Below are 21,519 nucleotides of genomic sequence, written 5' to 3' on the forward strand. Positions count from 1 at the left end.
TTCTTCTAGCTCTGGTTGTGATTCATCTTGTGCTTCGTCCAACAAAGCATCAATGTCATCCCCTGCAAGTATATCCGTCTCTTCTTCTAGCTCTGGTTGTGATTCATCTTGTGCTTCGTCCAACAAAGCATCAATGTCATCCCCTGCAAGTATATCCGGCTCTTCTTCCAGCTCTGGTTGCGATTCATCTTGTGCTTCGTTCAACAAAGCATCAATATCATCAGCATTGATTAAACTTTCGTTTTCAAGGTCACCATTGAATTCAGGCTCTTCATCCAATGCACCATCTAAAATGGAGTCAATGTCATCGTTAGTTTCTGCACTGACTTGTTCATCAGCTAGTTCTTCACTCAATGCAGCCAGCGCATCATCACTAACGTCGACCTCCTCATCCTGAGGCTCATTAAAGAGATCGTCTAAATCACCGTCACTCAAGATATCGTTGCTATCGTCAACATCTAGAGGGATCTCATCGCTAGAGTCCTCGAAGCTTTGCTGCATAAAGTCTTCTTCATGACTGTCGTCAAACGAAATATCTTCATTTAGTAAGCTATCAAGTTCATCTTGATCTAGTGTATCGTTGCCATCTTCAAAATCATCGTCGAGAGAGTCAAATGTGATCTCATCATCCTCTGGCAGTATGTCATCATCGAGTTGTACACTACTTCCTAAAGTATCCTCATCACCGACACCAATATCTAGCGGATCCGGCTCTGCTGCAAATGTCGCGGCAGCTGCTGTGGCTGTGGCTCCTGCAGCAGGTGTGCTTGGTAAAAACTCATCATCATCTTCAGCTTGAGGTGCTTGATTTTTTCTGCGCATAAACATGATGAACCCAGCAAGCGCCAGTAGTGCCGGTAAAGTCGCTAACAACACAATACCTGGCATAGAACTGAAGAAATCTCCCAAACCGTCGCTTTCCTCAGCTTTTGCCTGCGCGGCCTGTTGTTCAATCATTTCATTTTGCAGGTCGATTACCGCTTTAAGTTGTTGTTGTATTTCACTATCTTTACCAAGCTGAGTTCGTACTGTTTGAAGTTCTGTGGAAATCGCACCAAGTTGCTGCTTCAACTTATTATTTTCTGACAGGATCTCTTCTACATTGCGCACTGAAGATTTGAACTCTTTTTGTAAGTCCATCAACCGCATATCTTGCTCCATTTTTAAAGAGCGTAATTGGTTGGTTAGGTCTTCTTTTGCTTCTTCAACGTCGACTTTGCGCGCTTGTGTGACTTTTTTATCCGCTTGCTCTATCGCATTAGGGTTTAGCAGCCCTTTGCGTTTCATGTCCCACAGCCTATCGTCCTGATCGGATTTTTGCTTGGCAAGCGTAGGATCTACGCTGCGGATTTCATTAATGGTTGGAATGCGCAGGTAGGTACCGTACTGCATGTGGTTGAGGTTTTTATCTAAAAATGAGTTCGGATTCTTGTCATAGAGGGCCTTCATCACTTGATAAATAGTGACTGAATCGTCCGGACGCACTTTTTGTGCTATTCGCCATAGTGTATCCGTGGGTCTGATAGGCCCTATAGATCGACCTTGAGCCCCGTAGTCAACCCCTTTAGGGCCCTTTAACACTACCCCCTCTTGGGTGTATACCGGTGTTGCAAGTAGTGCGAATACAAAGATACTAAAAAAGGCTAAACCGCGCATGCCGATCCTTTACTCAAATGTTTAACACTCGTTAAACGACATTTTATTATTATGGCTTTGAAGCAAGCTCTATTCCAAATGCAAACTATAAACCAGTTACACCTGAATATCCATTGCAACGTATTGAAAGTTAACATGGTTGTAATGCTTTTTGCTGATGTAGAAAAAGCATAATATAGAAGAAGAATAGTCAACTAATTGACTTTTCGGCAAACTTATTGGCATAAGTTTGCCGCAATGGTCAGCTATTTTTAAAACTTTAAGGGGGGACCGGCTTAACAAAGCACCTTAAAGATAACTTTCAATCAATGCTTCAGCTATTTGAATACTATTGGTTGCCGCACCTTTTCTAGTATTGTCAGAAACAACCCATAGATTAAGCCCTAGAGGATGCGAAATATCTTGTCTTACTCGACCCACGTATACAGTATCATTACCGCTTGCGTCGCTGACCGGTGTTGGGTAATCGGTTTCATCTTCAATTAACTCAACACCAGGTGCATCCGCCAGTAACTGCTTTACATGCTCTAGATCAAAAGGCATACGTGTTTCAAGGTGAATAGCCTCGGCGTGACCAAAAAATACAGGGACACGAACTGCTGTTGGGTTTACCAACACGCTAGAGTCACCTAAGATCTTTTGAGTTTCCCACACCATTTTCATTTCTTCTTTGGTGTAGCCATTTTCTTGGAAAGCATCAATCTGTGGAATAACGTTAAACGCAATTTGTTTCGTGAAAACTTCATTTTCCATTGGTCTTGCGTTCATTAAGTTAGCTGTTTGCTTGGCTAACTCATCAACAGCTTCTTTGCCTGCCCCTGATACCGCTTGGTACGTTGACACATTTATTCTATCGATGCCATACGCATCATAAATTGGTTTGAGTGCAACTAACATCTGAATTGTAGAGCAATTTGGATTAGCGATGATGTTACGATTTCTAAAGTCAGCTAAGCTTTCCTTATTAACCTCGGGAACAACTAATGGTACGTCAAAGTCATATCTAAAGTGAGAAGTATTGTCTATCACAACACACCCAGCTTCCGCTGCAATCGGCGCGTACTTTTCTGATACCGAACCTCCGGCAGAAAACAGTCCAATATGCGCATTCGCGAAATCAAAAGTTTCAACATCAATGACTTCTACTTTTTCACCTTTAAAGTCAATCTCTTCACCCGCACTGCGACTGCTCGCCAACGGATAAAGTGTATCCACTGGAAACTTTCGCTCTGCTAATAGTTCTATAATCTGCTTACCAACAAGACCTGTTGCCCCAAGCACCGCAACATTAAATTTTTGCGACATTGTTCTTCCTCAATTCTGTAATATACCAATCAAGTTATTAGCTGCTGCACTTTGAAAAGCCAAGCTGATAAAGCTTGTCACTGATTGGAGAGTCATCATTTAATTCAATTGTACTAAATTCTCGGCGCACAGGATATGCTTTACGCAAAGCATCAAACCCTTGTGAAGTTAAGTTAGCTCTCATGATGCCATCATCGCGACGGACGTCATACACCAGATGTACCAAATTTAGTAAGTCGTTCTCGTTTGCTGTATTTTGCAGCTTACATGCAGTAACACTAGGTTTAGGTAAAAAGTCAGCTATCGTTTTTTGCAGCTTAAGATTTAGCGTATTACAAACCGCTTCATATAGCATTTGTGTACCACGCGCTTTGCCCTCGAGTGTATGGCCAGCAATATGTACAGTGGCAAAACGTACGTATGGTAGTAGTGATTGCAAAATATTAGGTTCATTCTCCCACACGTCCAGTACCAACTCTAACGCCTGCCCGCCTTCTAGCGCCCTTAATAAAGCTTGGTTATCAATAACATCACCACGACTTGCATTGATTAACACCATACCTGGCTTTAATGACGCAATTCGTGCTTCATTCAATAAATGTATGGTTTTATGCTCACCATTTTTTACAAGTGGAACGTGAAATGAAACAATATCTGCGGCCTTGAGTGCATCATCAAGCTCGATATGAGAGTCCAAACTGCCGTCTTGGTATCTTAGCGGGTCGCACAGCAATACTTTGAGGCCCAACGCGCCAATTTTTGCAGCTAAACATTTACCAATATTCCCAACCCCGACAATAGCAATGGTTTTCCCTTGCAAGGAAGTGCCGCTTTCTTGTGCATAGGCCATGATAGCGCTAATCACATATTCTGCCACTGCAATCGCGTTACACCCAGGTGCACTGCTAAATGCGATACCTGAGCTTGCCAGTAATTGTGTATCGATGTGGTCAATACCGATAGTTGCTGTACCAACAAACTTAAGTTGCTTGGCCTTTGCTAACAAGGCTTCATTCACCTTAGTCACTGAACGAGTAAGGAGAATATCAGCATCGCTTAATTCTTCTGGGCGCAGGTTGCGGCCGTCAAAACGGATAACTTCACCAATATCTGAGAAAAAAGACTCTACCAGGGGCATATTTTGATCGGCTAATATACGCATCGGGGTTCCCTATAACCAATTTTATCAAGTTCAAGTGCGAAAACTGTTCACTGACGGGAGTCTAACATGGCAAGGTAGGTAACTAATAATAAAACCTTTTATTCTGAGCTACTTCCTTATTGCATCCAAATGCGATCGCAAAAAACATCACACAACATACAAACACCACCGCACCTTTAAGACTTAACCAACCACCAGAGTCAAGTAAGGGACAAAAGGTCATCGCGAGTACATTGATACAGCATAACAAAAGTGCCCATCGAGTGTATGAACGATAGCCAATCAAGGCTGCAAATAAGCTACTAAAAACATTAAAAATTACAGCTTCTGGAAGTAAATGAAAAGCCGCTAACATCGCAACGAAGGCTAAAATAATAATGAGGCAAAATATACTCTGTTGCATCTTGTTTCTCCTTAACATAGACAACAACTATCACCACTTTACTCGAGAAGTCAGTGGCAAAATGAAAGATAAATCAGTTACCAACTGCTCTACTAAAAATGAGCAAGTAATACCAAAACCGAAAAAGTAGATGACACTATTTTGCTGTTCCTTTGCAGTCCATCAATACATTACTTTTCAGATAAGGCACTCCAAAGTGTAGAAGCTTTATAATAGATTTCAATATCAACCTTAGATGAAGTTTTGGCAATTATAGTGGACAGAACTAGGGATTTTTTGAAAGAAAATTCATGTGCATTTTCGCCACATTGCACTACGTTACTTACACTTCAAAAGTATCTAACACTACCGAAGTTAAAAATACTGCTGGTTTTACGGTGATTTTCAAATATGTGTGGCACACGTAAATAAATTGTCACAAACAGACTGCAATTAATTAATCGTGATGATATCAAGACGCTTGAAATATCAGCGTTAACCAGCTAGTCTAACTGGGTGGTCAGACCTCTTATAAGGAAGAACAACATGACACTTATATTTGTTCTCGCTTTGATTGTCTTGCTCAGTGCAGCAAGTTATCATCGCGCAAGCTGGAATACCGCTATCGGGATTGCAGCAGTTACTATGCTCGTTGGCACCTTTGCGGGTGCATTCGGCATTATCTCTTGGTTAATTTTCTTAGCGATTGTTATTCCGCTTTCAGTAACGAACCTGCGTCAGCAGTACATCGTGGCTCCGGCATTTAAAGCGTTCAAAAAAGTTACGCCAACAATGTCAGAAACGGAAAAGTCAGCGATTGATGCTGGTACTACGTGGTGGGAAGCCGACCTATTTTGTGGTAACCCAAACTGGGATAAACTTCATCAGTTTCCAAAGCCACGCTTGAGCGTTGAAGAGCAAGCGTTTTTGGATGGTCCAGTTGAAGAAGTGTGTGCCATGCTTAACGATTGGGAAGCTACGCACGAGCTGACGGACTTACCGCAAGACGTGTGGCAATACTTAAAAGACAACAAGTTCTTTGCGATGATCATCAAAAAGCAATACGGTGGTCTTGAGTTTTCAGCTTACGCGCAATCTTGTGTACTACAAAAGCTTACTAGTAAATCAACTTTGCTATCGTCTATCGTGGGCGTACCTAACTCGTTAGGCCCAGGTGAACTACTTCAGCACTATGGTACTGAAGAGCAAAAAGAACATTACTTACCTCGCCTAGCAGTGGGTGATGAAATCCCTTGTTTTGCATTAACGTCACCGGAAGCAGGCTCTGATGCTTCATCTATCCCTGACTTTGGTGTTGTGTGTAAAGGCGAATGGGAAGGCAAAGAAGTGCTGGGTATTAGCTTAACGTGGAACAAGCGTTATATTACCTTAGCGCCCGTTGCGACTGTACTTGGTCTGGCGTTTAAAATGCGTGACCCGGACGGCTTACTAGGCGATAAAGAAGAGCTAGGTATTACTTGTGCCCTGATTCCTACTAACACACCAGGTGTAAAAATTGGTCGTCGCCACTTCCCTCTAAATGTGCCATTCCAAAATGGTCCAACACAAGGTGAGAACGTTTTTGTACCACTCGATTTCATTATCGGTGGCGCAAAAATGGCAGGACAAGGCTGGCGCATGCTAGTTGAGTGTTTGTCGGTTGGTCGTGTTATTACGCTTCCTTCAAACTCTGCCGGTGGTATTAAATCTCTTGCAGTGGCAAGTGGTGCGTATAGTCGTATTCGTCGTCAATTCAAACTACCTATTGGTAAAATGGAAGGGATTGAAGAAGCACTTGCGAAACTGGGTGGCTACGCGTATAGCTCTGATGCTGCGGTTACCATGTCAACTGGCGCGGTAGATTTAGGTGAAAAACCTTCAGTAGTTTCTGCCATTTTAAAGTACCACCTAACCGAGCAAATGCGAGCTTCCACCATCCATGCTATGGATATTCATGGTGGTAAAGGAATTTGTCTAGGTCCAAACAACTACGTTGGCCGTGGTTACCAAGGTGCACCAATTGCAATTACGGTAGAAGGTGCAAACATCCTAACCCGTAACATGATCATCTACGGTCAAGGCGCTATTCGTTGCCATCCATTTGTACTGGCTGAACTTGAAGCTTGCTCTATCAAGGATAAACAAGAAGCGCTTGACAGCTTCGACAAATCCCTGATGGGTCACATCGGTTTCACCATGTCGAACTTGGTAAGAACTAAATGGCTAGCACTGACCGGTGCACGTTTCACCAAAGTACCATTTAACGATGAAACCGCAGTTTATTACCGTAATGCTGCCCGTTACAGTGCATCTTTGGCATTAATGTCTGATATTTGTATGGCTGTATTTGGTGGTTCACTTAAGCGTAAAGAGCGTATATCTGCACGTTTAGGCGACTTATTAAGCTACCTATACTTGGTTTCAGCAACGCTTAAGCGCTATAACGATGAAGGTCGTCGTAAAGAAGACTTACCGTTTGTGCAATGGTCTTGTCAAGAGCACCTATATCTTTGCCAACGTGCCCTTGCTGACTTAATTAACAACATGCCTTCTGCTGCATTACGTGGCTTATTGAAAGTGGTATTGTTCCCATTTGGTCGTCCGGTTCGTAAACCAACCGACAAAATGGAGCATAAACTTGCTCAGCTACTTCAAGTACCTAGCGAAACCCGTGACCGTCTTGCAACACACATCTACTTAAAAGACGAGCCTCTGTGCTTGCTTGGTAAGCAAGAACAAACGCTAAAAGACATTCTTGCCGTAGAGCCTTTATTTGAAAAGGTATGCCGTGGTACTGGTAAAAAGTTACCGTTTATGCAGCTTGATAAAGTAGCAGCAATGGGGCTTGAAGCTGGCGTACTAAGCGAAGACGAAGCAGCGAAATTAACTGCCGTTGAAGCAAAACGCCTTGCCGTTATCAACGTTGATGACTTTGACCCTGAAGAATTACTTGCTGGTAAAGCGAGAACCAAAGAGTCAGCTAAGGCAGACGCAGCATAACTACTTTTGTTTATTAGGTAGTATAAACCATACTATCAATAGCAATTAGCGTGGATAAAGGTCAGAGTTTTCTGACCTTTTTTTCTTGGCAGATTATACCAATTTGACTTGATACTTGCTCAATTTGAAGGAGTAAATCTGACGCTAACAGCGTTAAAAATTTCTTATTTAGAACAACTAAATAAGAAATTTTTGCCTTGCCTACAAGGATGTAGGTACCTTGGCGATAGCAGGATGCGGTAGCGGGGTTATCGACAAGATTTTCTCGCCTCAACATAGACCACTTAATTAAGAAAATTGGTATTAGAGCCGGGGGAACACAGCTCTAGTGATTTAAAATAAATATCGCACCTTAAACGTCACTAAGTCTTGCACTGGCTGTTGCCATAAATCGGCAACACTACCAAACCAATCTCTGCGCCCGACCTGAGACTTTTCAAGTGTCAAAAAGTTTGCTCCTCCTCGTTGATACACTAAAAAAATGTCTGAATATGCCCCCATTCGATGACGCAGTTTTATCTGGCTCGCCAAGCGCCTATCGTCAAAACTCGTGTCACCATGAACTTCGCGAAGATCACCATTGGTAAGTTGATAAATTGTCTTACTTCGCGCTTCAAGTACCGTCCACTGTAGCGAACCACTAAGCTCAAGGTTGTCAGTGATCCGGCCATTAAATTCAAATTTATTGGAAAACTCATCTCTGTCGTATTCACTCAAGCGGTTGTGCCCGTTTGCCATTAGCCAGCCATCACCGCTTCTAAAGAAATTACTCAACTTAAGGTTCCAGTTATAATGTGGCATCCACGTCAAATCCACGGCGTACTGCTGTGCTGAGCCTGATATTCCCTCTTGGTCAAGCTCTATACTTGCAGCCCAAGAAAAATCTCCTACATAAGGGCTTTGATAAAATACCCGAGACTCCGTACGACTTGGCATTTCAAACATCTCTGTGCCTCGCCCTAAATTATCTTGTTTACCGCTGGTGTAATAATCTAGACCGAGATTGAGCTGACCACCATTTGCCAGCAAAAACTGTGCTAAATATGCTTGTCTGGCCGCTAAGCCTGTTCCTGCATTATTTTGCTCATGTCTTAATGTGAGTGACTGCTTTAATCTGGTAAACCAGCTGTCTTTTGGATGCATTGAGTATTCACCATAAAGCTCTCTCACCTGCCAGTCGTTTCGTTTCATATAGCCGAGATCACGATTATCAAATTCGTCATCCACTGCAAAGTAGCGCGCAGCGAACTTTGTCTGTAACGACTGTTGATACTCCGCCTCTAGCGATACACCTTCACCTGTAACACGTTGCTTTTGTGTTTCTACCTCAGTTTGTAATAGCGCACCTTTGAAAGACCAAGTATCACTACGATACTGACCATCAAGGGCATAACTTGTGGCATCACGCTCAAGAAGCGGTCTGTCTGTTTTGGTTGCAAGCACACCAGCCTGCCAATCTTGCGTGCGATAATTAGCTCTTGCGGCAAAAAACTGCTTACCGATATCATCCGAAAAGTCCGACTCAGACACAGCAAAAGTACCAAATTGTACCGACTTACCTTTATGTACAAATCGTAGCGCAGCATCTATGGGGGAGATTGCACGTGTACCATCATCACTTGATGCCCCTATACGACGGGTATGAATAAGCTTAGTGCTTTCAAGTGCAGCAACTTCAAACAGGCTGATATCTTGGGTGAAAAATGGACGTTTATCGGTGCGAAGCGTTTCCACGGCCGAATAATTCACATCAACATCATCGATATCCACCTGGCCAAAGTCGGGATTCACGGCAAGACTTACCTTCTGATGATGAGAAGGCTTGTAGAATAAATCAAAACCAACATCGAACTGATGTTGGCGCTCGGAAGGCGAAGTGCTTAGAGGTGCAAATTGAGCTTGATGCGCAAAGTAAGGCACAAATGCCAATTGAGAATGCGCGGGGATATGTGCTGCGATCTTTGGCATAGACAAAAAGAAGTCGTTGTTTGCTGTTGTATCCTCATGGTTTGCATAGATAAAATTACTTTTAAGCTCATATAATTGTACCGAAACCCCAATGTTTTTAAGCCCCTGCTCATCTCCCGGCTGAAACGACACGGTATGCCAAGGGATCAATAACTCTGTGGTCCAATACGTATCGTCAATGTGATTGGCATAGTGCCAGTCCCCATCCCAATCGTAATCCACGTTTAAGCTTGGGGTTACAACACCATCTTGCGAGCCGCCACCTAATGTCACCGAGAATTGATATGCGCTGCTGCCGTCACCTGAAAAGTCCACAACTACCCGATTGAAGTCAGCTTGCATAAAGCGGTCATGGATATTGAATTGTCGCTTACGCTCGGCTTTATGCTGGAAGTTTTTAATACCAATATAAACACCGTCGGTGGTTGCAAAGGCTTTTGCTGTAATTTTGTCATTGGCAGATGCCAAAGTTACAGGCACAACCTGAACAAATTGTTCAAAGTGCGTAGCAGAGCCCCACTGCGCTTCATTTAACTTACCATCAATCACGATAGGTTCCGCAAGTACAGCTCCTACCATTATGGGATAACTTAAACCAAGCCAAAATTTATTGCTTTTATTCATACATACTTTCCTCAGAGTTATGCCTGCTATTGCAACAAACTTTGCCGTAAAAAGTTCTTAACTTTTTCTGAAGAAAGCTGACTTAACCTTTATAAACATTGACTTAATCTTAAGAAACGCTAACGTTATAGGAACAATTGGCTTTGATTATTGAAATTGGTACTCAGCGTGCAGGCACAGGAAGTAGAGATGGTTTGTTTTGGACATTGGCAGTTTGATCTCCAGCAAGACTGCCTAACACATAGGCAAAGCCAAGAAACCGTAAAACTTGAGCCACAAATGGCAAGGTTACTCGCACTTTTTATTGAGCATCATAACGAAGTACTAGAGAAATGTTGGCTTACTGAGAAGCTATGGCAACACGCGGTTGTCGAACCTAATAGCCTGTATCAGCTACTGACTAAACTGCGAAAAGTGCTTGGGGATGACCCTAAAAATCCGATTTATATCAAAACTATCCCCAAACGGGGTTATCGCTTTATCGCGCCACTTACAAGCCATGATAAGGTGTCTCAGCATACGATAAAACCCGTAAAAACAATAACCAAGTCCCACTTTTTCTCTTTTAGCGCCGTTGTTATGGCAGTGTTATGCTTTGGCGCAATCGCCTTTTTTAATCAAACACCGACTGAAAAAACACCATCACGCTACGAAACCTCGAGCCTTAGCCATGATCTAGGCCTTGAATTTGACGTTGATGCCCACCAAAGCCAAGATCTCATCGCCTACATTAAAGATTTTACTCACCTTGTGATTGCCAACAAGCAAGGCTATCAGTTAAATGCACACCATTTCGACTCTCGTATTAGTTTTCCAAGTTGGAGCCCCGACTCAGATAAGCTGGCGTTCTGGCAATATCAAGGCAGTGGCTGTCAACTTCACGTGATGACTGCTGCGGGGCAATTTTTCCACAGCTCTCAAATTATCCCCTGTCAGGTTGGTACTAAACCTGTCTGGAAAAATGATAAGGAACTTATTTTAACGTTCGGCCAATACAATGCCAAAGCAGCGCACCTTTACCGGCTAGAGTCCCATCAAATGGTCAAACTGCCACTCGCTTTGGCAGCCAATGAGCAGTTAAAAATGGCAATTCGAGGTTGGGGAGGCAAAACCTATTACTTAGTGCAAGATAAACAGAGGCTGGCAAGACTTCAAACACTCGATGGTACGGTTCATATAAAATGGCCTGTCCCTGTGACTTCCGTGGCATTTGATATTTATCATCAAGCCGTGATTGCGAGTCAATATGGCAGCTTGTCACGGCACTTTAGAGACGGTGACATTCAGGCTATAAAAGAAACGGAGATTGGCCTCTATACAAGCTTTTCGAGCGATCAACATGGGGATATTTTTGCCGCATTAGAAAGCTTCCAAGTTAATATTAAAGACCGGGACAACCTCCCCTTATTTTCAAGCTCAAGCATCGATTACCTGCCACTGACCAACAGCTTGGGGGAAACCGCATTTATGTCTAGGCGCAGCGGCGTATGCGAGGTGTATCTTTATCGCGATGATAAAATCAGCCAGCTTTCTTTTCATCAGGGACATGAGTACGTTGGCTTTTTAGTATGGAGCCCAGAGCTAAACTATTTGGCCTCAAACCGTGATAACGATTTAGTGATATACGACCGAAAACGTCCACTCACTCAGTTCGACTCTCAACTGAGTCAGCCAGTCAGAAGCATGGGCTGGATTGATGAACAGACACTATGGGCTTATGACGGTGAAACTTTAAATCAATACAGTTTGTCTGGGGCGCTTATCAGTAGCCATCAAAGCGCAGCGGATTTTGTCTTTTATCACCCCACAAGACAAACTTGGTTTGTGCTACAACAACCCCTACTGCTTGAGTACGAAACGCTCTTCGAAAGCGACTCAGAAGCAATAAATAAATATTCGCTAAGTCAAAAACAAACTAATCAATTTAGTAACTTAAGAATTCGCGGCAACGACATCTATTGGCAATCTGCTTGGTCAAAAAAGGACTACATTTGGCAACTCACATTGATGCCAGAGCAACAGCCTAGACTTAAAAAAGTAGGCCACCTGATCTGGCACTACGATATCGACGCCCTTGGCAATCTGCTCATCGCGAGAATGGAGAGTATCGAAGGCGATATCAAAAAACTGACTCGCCTTTCTGAAGCTGCAAATTAGCAGTTGGTATTATACCAATTTGACTTAATACATACTCAATTTGAAGGAGTAAATCTGACGCTAACAGCGTTAAAAATTTCTTATTTAGAACAACTAAATAGCAAAATTTTTGCCTTGCCTACAGGACGTAGGTACCTCGGCGTGAGCAGGACGCGGAAGCGGTGTTATCGACAAGATTTTCTCGCCTCAAAATAGACCACTTAATTAAGAAAATTGGTATTAAAAAAGCACAAACGCTGTATAGCTAAGTACTAAAGTACTGAGCCAAGTCATGGCTAAATGTTGTGGACCTTTTAATGCACTTAAAACCAAAAGTGGTAGAAAAACGTAAGGCAATAAACTGACTACAGTCATCCCTAACAAAATATAAACCGGTACGGAAAAGCCAATGGCTGCCGTCAGGACAATTATCCAAATGCTCTGCTTAGCCGATTGCAGTTTATCGAGACTCAACCAATATGCCACACGACCGTATATCTCAGGTTTTAGATCGATAGCCAGGCTCGACCACCACAATAAAATTAAAGTCACAAGCCCCGGCACATAATTGGCAACTAAATCTGGACGTTCAGTTTCTAAAATTACACCAAACCACAGCACCAGAGCACTCAACACAATTCGCCAAAGCAACACAAAGTAGTGGTTATAGGCAAAACTTAGCCAAAATGTCGCTAACCCCGTAACAGATATTGACATCAAGAGTGTGCGTGGCAGCAGCGTTGAACATCCCAGTATAATGAGGTTTAAAGCAACCAAGTACCACGTAATGTTAGTCGTATATAGCGCTATGGCCGCCGCAAGTAACAACCCACTTCCAGTACCAAGCGGACGATAAATAAAACAAACCGCGACAAAAAACTGCGTTACGACAAACAATATTAGCTGCCATGCTTGTGTCAGTTTCTCAAGTCCCATCGAATAACAAATAATCAAACTCATCAATAATAAAGGATGAACAATAAGCAGAGATACGCCATCGGCTAGCTTTTGATGAATCGTTTGGGTCAATATGGTGTGATGATAGCGACGATGTGTCGAGTCCAGCACGGCATCTCGAAATACCAACAAAATAAAGCTCTGCGCTGCAAGTAATCCCCACGCAATTTGCACCTGTGTCGCGGGACTATCGCTTTCAACTATTTTACCTATCCCCATAAATAATATCGCAATAAAGCCTAGTAAATAGATTTGGAACAGCGCCGCAATCATAAGACCAAATTGTTGTATCTGTTGGCCAATCCCTTGGAGAGATAAAACAAAAGATGCTTTTCTGTAACGGTAATAATAAAGCATATCAGTTGCTCGGTTTTGGAATTAGCGGCACGCAGTGAAAACCTACTTGTAGAAATGGCTCTGGTTCGTGACTTGTCATCAGCACCATGCCTTCATAATTGCTGACCACTTCGACGATATATTCGCAACCTGCTGCATCCAAAGCTGCCGTGGGTTCATCCAATAGTAGATAAGGTGTATTACGCATCAACGCATTTATAAGCTGAAGCTTCTTTTTGTTACCAGAGGATAGGTCTTCGTAACGCGTGTTTAAAAATGGGTCAAATTGAAAGTCGTGAATAAGCTCGGCTGGAAAGTCACATTGCCATGCTGTCGACGTGAGATTGAGTAACTCTTTAGCAGGTAAGAAACTAGGATAAGGAATATTATCCGAAGCTAACGCGACACAGTTTTGTCGTTTTTTCACTTCTTTATTTTGCAACAAGATCTGTCCGCTGAACGCAATGTCTACTCCTGCAATCATACATAACAATGTTGTTTTACCAATACCATTGGGCGCAGACAGGCAGGTTTTTTCATGAGTAAATTTCTGAGAGTAGTTTTTAAATAAAGCATTTTTAGAAAAATACTTATCAATATTATTAATTTCTATCATGTTACCTTTTATTCCATTAAAAATTTGGAATTTATTATTTTGTTTAAATTTGTAGCAGATTAAAAATCTAACATATAACAAATCTCAATAATAATCACTGAGTTAAAAGCGTATCTCGCAAATACAACGTACCACTTTTTGTTACAAAGTCTTTCTACTTACAGTTTTTAACATATTCCGAACATCATTAAGCAACGTTTCATTTGGCCATCTTATATTCTTTCTTCGCAATCTGATTAAGTTCGTAATTCAACACATTGATTAAGGAGATCAATAATGAATTTTCGCCCGCTTGCTATTACTACACTTAGTATTTTAGCTGTTGCCTGTTCATCAGAAGATATTGAGACTGCCAACTTTGGTTCTGATCTATACAAGAATGAATACAATTTAGTGAATGCCACCGATTATGAAATTGCATTCCACCTTGCTAATACAAAATTAGATGGCGATGAGCGTAATGCCGCAGATGAAAAATATCGAGTCAAAGTCTTACCCTCCAACTCTGCGCCGACCCGCATTACACATGAGCACAATGTTAATAGAGAAATTAGCTTCTATGCCGAGTCTATTAATAAGCTGGGAATGATAGAACAAAAGAAGGTCAAAGTAAGCAATAACAAAGATTATCATTTTGTAGTCATGCAGCAGGCTAATGACACTTTGGATATCCAACTAGTACGCAAGTCTAAAGAGGATCATGATAATCAATTTACCGTTCGTATCTTAGCCACAGCATCAATGAAGTTGAGCATAAATGAGCAGGAAGTGGAAGTAACAAAAGGTGAAGTAACTGGTTGGTATCAAGTCAATGACTGTAACGAAGATATAATGATGGGCGACAAAGTACTGAGTCTGTGTAACGCCTCTTTAGATCGCTCATACCTTTTAGTGGTTGGAGAAGCTGGTCTAATAAGTACGGTACTAGAGTATTAAAAAAGTCTAACGCTTTTGGTTGCTGGATACGGGTACGCTTCTCAGCGCGGTATAACTTCAATCCATGCAACCTCAATAATCACAGAATAAATCATACCTTTTTACGGGACTCTACATCCATAAAAAATTCACTTTTTTGAACACTTTCATCAATATTATCTATTCCCTCATCCGACCATTGAAAATAGTGACATTTGTCATAAGTCAGTTTTATTAAACTTTTTACCCCTGCAAAAAATAGAGCATTCACTTTAATAATAAATTAATTCTTTATATCTCATTAAGATATAAAATAGTGATTAACAACTCTTCCCTGTCACCAAAACTTAACATTTCAATTATTTTAACGTTAGGTTTAATTAACATTAAAATGGCAAATTTTCAGTGTTGACACCCCAAAATCTCAGACTTAACCTAGCCGCCATTCTTAAAACACAACAATCAAAAAATCACATTTAATAATTTTTATTTACAAACAAAATAATTATGTAACAAAAATAGTGACAATAGTATCGCGATAGAATTGAACATATAAACAGGTTTAGAACTCACGGGACGTTGGTTAAGTAGTACTCGCCTATAACAGGGTGTAACTCACATTCATAGAGTATGTCAGTTACAGCAAAAATAAACATTGTGAACAACACAATCAGAATCATTATTTTAGTCAGAGTAGGAAAGTCATGAACCAGTACAACACAGAAAAGGAAACAATTCAGGTCGAGAAGCAGCTCGGTAGTATTGTTTTTATCTCGCAAGATCAATCACTTTCTCTAGAGTCAGTACAAGAGTATGCAGGTCAACCAACTTCTAAAGTTAAACTAGATGAGTTAGCACTTAAGGCAAGAATCGATCAGAATCGTCAATACCTTGATGACAAACTAACCAATCAAGAAGACATTTATGGTGTAACAACTGGTTTCGGTAACTCAGCAAGCAACCGAATTTCAACTTCACTTTCCGAAGAGTTGCAACAAAACCTTATCGCTTATCATGGCTGTGGTGTAGGCGATTATCTGTCAGAATCTGACTGTGCGGCCACATTGTTAATTCGCATGAATTGTAATGCCAAAGGGTTTTCAGGAGTAAGCTGGGCACTGCTATCTCAAATGGAAACCTTTTTAAACAACCGTATTATTCCTGCGATTCCTGCAATGGGTTCTGTTGGTGCTAGCGGCGACTTAACACCACTTTCATATATCGGTGCTGCACTTGGCGGCAAACGCAAAGTCTATTATCAAGGACAAATTCGTGATACTGCTGAGGTGTTGGAAGAACTCAATATAACGCCTTACAAACTCAAGCCTAAGGAAGGCCTTGCAATTATGAATGGCACCTCTGTGATGTCAGCCATCGCAACCAATGCACTCAAAGACATTCAGCGTGCAATTGACCTTAGCTGTAAGCTAATTGCCCTGTATGTAGAACTGATAGAAGGTCGTGCTTCTCCATTCCATAAACGTGTACACGAATTAAAACCACACCGTGGCCAACAAATTTGTGCCGCAAAAATACTCGAGCGCCTAACCAATGTTGATCAACGTTTAGGGCGCAGAAATCGTACCGACGACAATATCGAGTTTGGTAAACAGGAAACCTTCAGACTACAAGATAGCTACTCAATTCGTTGCTCACCACAAGTATTGGGGCCATTAATTGACGCGCAAATGTGGGCCTCACAAATTCTCACCACAGAGATCAACTCAGTAAATGACAACCCACTTTTTGATGATGAAAATGACCTTATCCTCAATGCTGGACATTTTTACGGCGGCCACGTTGCGGCGGTATGCGATACCTTAAAGCCACTGGTTGCAAACATGGGAGCATTACTTGAGCGCGAGCTGGGCATTTTAGTTGACGATCGTCTAAATGGCGGCATTTCTAACAACTTAGTGGCCCGCGATGACTTAGGCGACAAAGCATGGGTACACCACGGCTTCAAGGCAATGCAGATCACCTCCTCTTCGCTTGTTGCTGAAGCGCTAAAAAATGCAGGCCCAATGTCAGTATTTTCACGCACAACAGAAGCATTAAACCAAGATATTGTGAGCATGGGAACCATTGCTGCACGAGATCTGCGCCGTATTACCGATCTTATCAAGCCAGTTATTGCCATTCAGGCAATGGCAATCAGACAGGCATTTTATGTTGATGGAAAAGATGCGAAAGCGGAAAAACTCAACCAGCTTTCTCGTGAGTTTTTCGACGAAATTAGCAGCAACTTCCAGCCTGTAATCGAAGACAGACCGATGGATGCTGAAATCAACAACATGGTTAATGCCCTTTTTAACGAGCAATAAACCTCTCTGAGCCGTTTTTTGAGCTGACAGACTTACTTGGCTGACGTGTGAATACGTCAGCCACAGGCTGCTGTTGCTCCAAAACTCTCAAAGAGTCGCTTAACACACACCGCACAAAAATCAAAAAGGATATAAAAATGAGTAACTTAGAGTCAATAACACAATTTATTAAGCAAGATATCATTGTTGATAATTTGGAAGTAGTAGACAGCATTGAAGAAATCGAGGATGACGCCCCGCTTATCGGTGATGGCTTAGATTTGGATAGCATTGAAGTGCTAGACCTTGTGGTATCGATTGAGAAGCAATACAGCCTCAAGTTTAAAGATTACCCAGAACAAACCATTCAGGAAAAAATGAAAAATGTCGCTACATTAGCTCAATTTGTGCACGAGCAAGTTGCAGCTAAAGCGACTGCCGAAGCTTGTTGATCTACTAGTAACCATTTCGCTTGGAAGGACACCATGCAAACAAACAGTGCCATTCGTTCAACACTCATACAGCTGATTGAAGCTGAGTTAGAAGTAGATATAGAACAATTAAACCTATTAGATGATGATGCCAACTTGCTAGAGGCGCCACTATTTCTCGATTCGGTCGACCTCATGCAGTTATCCGCAGCATGTAAGAAAGCATTCAAGCTCAGTGATTTGGGCGAATTGAGCACTGTTACTCTGAACACACTAGCAGAACAAATCATCACCAAGCTTACACAGCAAAAGCAAGCTAGCCTGTTAGATACTTGGACAGATCAACATTCCGCACTAGGTGAACAGGCACTATTAACGCTTATTCAGGCAAGCAAAGATATTGAGATTACCGGCACAGTAAGAGTAATAAAAGATAGTGCACCATGCGATATTATTAAAAGTGTGATGATCTTACTTGCACATAACATCACACCTGTACTCTGTGCCACCGCTACAACCTCACAAGATGCTTTTAGTTGGAAAGACTTAGTCATCACACCTCAACATGAGGTAGTACAACCAGGCTCCATTACCCAGTTCTTACAACAATATAGCGATAAAACCATTGGCTTTGAAACCTCGGGTAGTACTGGTAAGCCGCAAATTTGGCAAAAGTCCATCGCTTCTCTTCATGCTGAGGCTGTTACCTTTGCCGATACCTTTGGCTTTGGCGACGTCGATTACTTTTGTGCGTGTGTCGATATTCGCCATATGTTTGGGTTTATTTGGGCATTTATGCTCCCACTCCAGCTTGGTAAGCCTGTTTGCTATGAGCTGGGATCGACACCGGACTTACAACCTATCAAAAACAAGCATATTGCCGTGATATTGACACCAACCATGTTTGATTTTGTTGCAGATCAAATCAGTTACCAACACCATTACTTGATTAGCTCTGGTGCCCCCTTCAAAGGTGAGAAGGAGCAAAAGCTAACTCAATTGACTGAGCAAAAAGCGTTATCAATCCGTGCTTTTGAGGTACTAGGAAGTACTGAAACTGGCGGTATTGGGTATCGGCCACTTGCTTGTAACGAAACCTTATTTACCAAATTTAGTGTCGTCGACATCTATCAAAATGCTGAGCAAAAAACGATGCTCCGCTCCCCATTTTTAGTGGTTGATTGTGAAGCATTTGAACTCAAAGACAAACTGGTCTTTAGCAGCCACCAACAGTTTTCTCACGCGGGTCGAGCTGATCAGATTTTTAAATATGCCGGTAAGCGTTTCTCATTACAAAGTATCGAAAAAGTCCTCACGGAGCATTTTGCCGGGCTGCGCCACAAGGTCTTTTTTATTGAAGATAGTAATAACAATAAAGGAGGCGAGCTAGTCGCCTTTGTCGAAGGATTGTCACACACACCAGCACTTCAAGATATTAGGAGTTGGTTTAAAGACTTACCCACGCCACAAGTTCATTTTCTCGCGCAGTTTCCTGAAAACGAACTCGGCAAAATCACCCTCTCGGCACTACAGGAAAGCGTACATGAATAATAAACAAGAAACTTTCATCACTGGATATGGCGTACTCTGTGCTGCTGGCGAAAATCGCCAAGCGATGCTGACTTGCATCAAAAAAAACCGTACGGGGATCGGCCGTATTCACCGTTTTGACACTCAGGGGCTTGCACATAATGTGGGAGCGCTCGCCGTCAATTTTGAAGCATATGTTGCGGATAATTATGAAATGGATCTGGCAAGTCAGTATGCCATCCATGCTGTAGAAGAAGCACTAACACATGCAGATTTAGTATTAGGCGAGGTCGACAACACTAGGGTTGCTTTTATTTTAGGTAATGCTAACTGTGGCATGTTTTCATTAATAGAGAGCATAAAAGGTAAACATCAAAAAGGATTTAAGTTTTACCCTCCACATCAGATAGCAACTGATGTAAGCCGTCACTTTGGTATTCAGGGGCCGATAATGACGTTTACCTCAGCCTGTACAGCAAGCAGCAGCGCCATAGCTTTTGCCAAACAACTTATTGAGAACGACCAAGCTGATGTAGTGATTGCAGGTGGCGCCGACGCGCTAAGTGAGCTGGTCTATGGTGGCTTTCAATCGGTACAATCACTGAGTCCTGAACCTTGTGCCCCGTATAGTGAAAAAATGGGCTTAAGCCTTGGTGAAGGTGCTGGTTTCTTAATCTTCGAGTCAGCACAACATATCAACAAACGCGGTGGGGCGGCACGCTATCAATTGCTGGCTACAGGTTCTAGTTTAGATGCGCACCACGCCACCGCTCCCAACCCTGAAGGCGACGGTGTGCGCCGAGCGCTATTACAAACACTCTCTTTTGCGCCTGTTACAGCCAGCAATATTGAATACATCAATAGTCATGGTACCGGTACTCCTGCAAACGATGGCGCAGAGCTCAATGGCATTCAAACGGCAATTGGCACTCAGGCGATGCAAAAAGCATGGGTTTCCAGCAGCAAATCTTACTTTGGCCATACCCTTGGCGCAGCCGGTGCGGTAGAGCTTATCTCAACACTTGTTAGCCAAGATGACGGACTATTACCCGCAACACTTGGGGTTGATTCAGTTAGACCATGCTGCAAAGACTATCAATTAGTCACTAACCAGCCAAAGTCTCACACTGTCGATGTCTTTGCCGTGACTAACTCAGCATTTGGCGGTCATAACACTAGCATGCTACTTAGTCACCAAGAAAAGCCCATACCCAGTCAATCGCTACAACCAGTTTATTTACTCACCGCCACCAGCCTCTGTGATGAAAGAGTCTACTTCGCCAGAGAAAACAAAACCGATGGCTTTAGTGAGTTTAACTTGAAAAAGCAATTCCCATCGCTATTTCAGCGTCGTACGCCAAATGTAACCCAATTTGCCTTGGGCGCCTGCCAGTTTGCATTGCAAGACAGTGAACTTGACCTAACTCAATTACCACTTGCCGAGTTCGCCGCGTACTACGCTAACCCCATAGGCTCGTCAGAAACACTCAATAAAAACTTAGCGTCGTTCTGTGAAGGTATTGCAGAGCTTAAAAGCACGCATTTTCCAAACACAGTCGTCAATGCCACTTTGGGGCAGCTAGCTTTGGGGTTTGGTTTCAAAAACTCCGCTACGTGCGTGAGTGACTTAGGTAACGATTTTTTACATGCTTTATGGAGTGCAACGCTTGATATGCGTGAAGGCCGTAGCCGTTACGCAATGGTATGTGGGTCACAAGATGACACAGCGCTGTCAAAGCAAGTGTGGGCTGCCCATCAGTTCAATGCGGATATTGGCCATTTTGCTAGCGCAGCACTACTTGCCACCAGCGCAGTATTGCCTGCAGGTTACCAACCCCTTGCTGAAATAATCGAGTTTATTCAAATCAATGATACACAACAGCCTAATTCACTAGATAAGCTGCTGAAAGCTCACGCTAGGAAACTGAGTCGAGTCGGCAATATCGTGTTAAGTGCCCATCACGACAGCGCCTTTGGTGCAATCGCAGCCAGCTTAGATTGTCATTTACCACAAGCGCAACTTATCAAGTATCAACCTCAATGCGTACCACGACATAGTACTGAGTTAGCGGTGCAAGCTTTAATGCACGCACTAAATACACCAACGAATAATACCGAGTTAGATCAAACCCTTCTCCTGAGCGTTAATCTCGCGGGAAGTATGACGGGATGTATTTTACGAACAGTAAGGAAATAAC

Annotated in this window: 14 protein-coding genes; 7 read left to right on the forward strand and 7 right to left on the reverse strand. The window is 42.5% G+C overall.

Annotation, left to right across the window (positions count from 1 at the left end; genetic code table 11):
- The 4 genes from HUZ36_RS12830 to HUZ36_RS12845 all read right to left on the reverse strand — a co-directional run.
- Positions 1–1,656, reverse strand: a 1,656-nt coding sequence (locus HUZ36_RS12830) for a FimV/HubP family polar landmark protein (RefSeq protein WP_303246183.1), incomplete at its 3' end; no start/stop codon positions are given.
- A 288-nt stretch (positions 1,657–1,944) separates the two neighbouring features.
- Positions 1,945–2,961 carry an aspartate-semialdehyde dehydrogenase gene (locus HUZ36_RS12835; RefSeq protein ID WP_125254197.1) on the reverse strand — a complete coding sequence of 339 codons (1,017 nt, stop codon included), beginning with the start codon at positions 2,959–2,961 and terminating at the stop codon, positions 1,945–1,947.
- A gap of 37 nt (positions 2,962–2,998) precedes the next feature.
- A complete protein-coding gene (locus HUZ36_RS12840) occupies positions 2,999–4,123 on the reverse strand; it encodes a 4-phosphoerythronate dehydrogenase (RefSeq protein WP_128732445.1) in 1,125 nt (374 codons plus the stop codon).
- Between the two features lie 82 nt (positions 4,124–4,205).
- Entirely contained in the window at positions 4,206–4,526 is a 321-nt protein-coding gene (locus HUZ36_RS12845; protein ID WP_125254195.1) for a DUF6419 family natural product biosynthesis protein, read from the reverse strand.
- 525 nt (positions 4,527–5,051) lie between these two features.
- Between HUZ36_RS12845 and fadE the strand changes: the two genes are divergently transcribed.
- A complete protein-coding gene (gene fadE, locus HUZ36_RS12850; protein WP_128732444.1) occupies positions 5,052–7,505 on the forward strand; it encodes an acyl-CoA dehydrogenase FadE in 2,454 nt (817 codons plus the stop codon).
- 333 nt (positions 7,506–7,838) lie between these two features.
- Here the strand turns inward: fadE and HUZ36_RS12855 are convergent, their stop codons facing one another.
- Positions 7,839–10,097, reverse strand: coding sequence for a DUF5916 domain-containing protein (locus tag HUZ36_RS12855; protein ID WP_176033056.1), 2,259 nt, complete (start codon positions 10,095–10,097; stop codon positions 7,839–7,841).
- Positions 10,098–10,286: 189 nt separating this feature from the next.
- Here HUZ36_RS12855 and HUZ36_RS12860 point away from each other — a divergent pair, with 189 nt between their 5' ends.
- On the forward strand, positions 10,287–12,254 hold the full coding sequence (locus HUZ36_RS12860; protein ID WP_176033057.1) for a winged helix-turn-helix domain-containing protein: 1,968 nt from the start codon (positions 10,287–10,289) through the stop codon (positions 12,252–12,254).
- A 219-nt stretch (positions 12,255–12,473) separates the two neighbouring features.
- Here HUZ36_RS12860 and HUZ36_RS12865 read toward each other — a convergent pair whose 3' ends face one another.
- Both HUZ36_RS12865 and HUZ36_RS12870 read right to left on the reverse strand, forming a co-directional pair.
- Positions 12,474–13,547 carry a DUF6136 family protein gene (locus tag HUZ36_RS12865; RefSeq protein ID WP_176033058.1) on the reverse strand — a complete coding sequence of 358 codons (1,074 nt, stop codon included), beginning with the start codon at positions 13,545–13,547 and terminating at the stop codon, positions 12,474–12,476.
- A gap of 1 nt (position 13,548) precedes the next feature.
- Entirely contained in the window at positions 13,549–14,142 is a 594-nt protein-coding gene (locus HUZ36_RS12870; protein ID WP_176033059.1) for an ATP-binding cassette domain-containing protein, read from the reverse strand.
- A gap of 276 nt (positions 14,143–14,418) precedes the next feature.
- Here HUZ36_RS12870 and HUZ36_RS12875 point away from each other — a divergent pair, with 276 nt between their 5' ends.
- From HUZ36_RS12875 to HUZ36_RS12895, 5 genes are all read left to right on the forward strand, one after another.
- Positions 14,419–15,078: a hypothetical protein gene (locus tag HUZ36_RS12875; RefSeq protein WP_125254188.1), complete on the forward strand. Its 660-nt coding sequence runs from the start codon at positions 14,419–14,421 to the stop codon at positions 15,076–15,078.
- Between the two features lie 683 nt (positions 15,079–15,761).
- Positions 15,762–17,381 carry an HAL/PAL/TAL family ammonia-lyase gene (locus HUZ36_RS12880; RefSeq protein ID WP_125254187.1) on the forward strand — a complete coding sequence of 540 codons (1,620 nt, stop codon included), beginning with the start codon at positions 15,762–15,764 and terminating at the stop codon, positions 17,379–17,381.
- Positions 17,382–17,518: 137 nt separating this feature from the next.
- A complete protein-coding gene (locus HUZ36_RS12885; protein ID WP_125254186.1) occupies positions 17,519–17,812 on the forward strand; it encodes a phosphopantetheine-binding protein in 294 nt (97 codons plus the stop codon).
- Positions 17,813–17,845: 33 nt separating this feature from the next.
- Entirely contained in the window at positions 17,846–19,342 is a 1,497-nt protein-coding gene (locus HUZ36_RS12890; RefSeq protein ID WP_176033060.1) for an AMP-binding protein, read from the forward strand.
- A complete protein-coding gene (locus HUZ36_RS12895; protein WP_176033061.1) occupies positions 19,335–21,518 on the forward strand; it encodes a beta-ketoacyl-[acyl-carrier-protein] synthase family protein in 2,184 nt (727 codons plus the stop codon). Before HUZ36_RS12890 ends, HUZ36_RS12895 begins: the two co-directional genes overlap by 8 nt.
- The last annotated feature ends 1 nt before the right edge of the window (position 21,519 follow it).

Source organism: Pseudoalteromonas sp. McH1-7, from assembly GCF_013366255.1.
Taxonomy (GTDB): Bacteria; Pseudomonadota; Gammaproteobacteria; order Enterobacterales; family Alteromonadaceae; genus Pseudoalteromonas; species Pseudoalteromonas peptidolytica.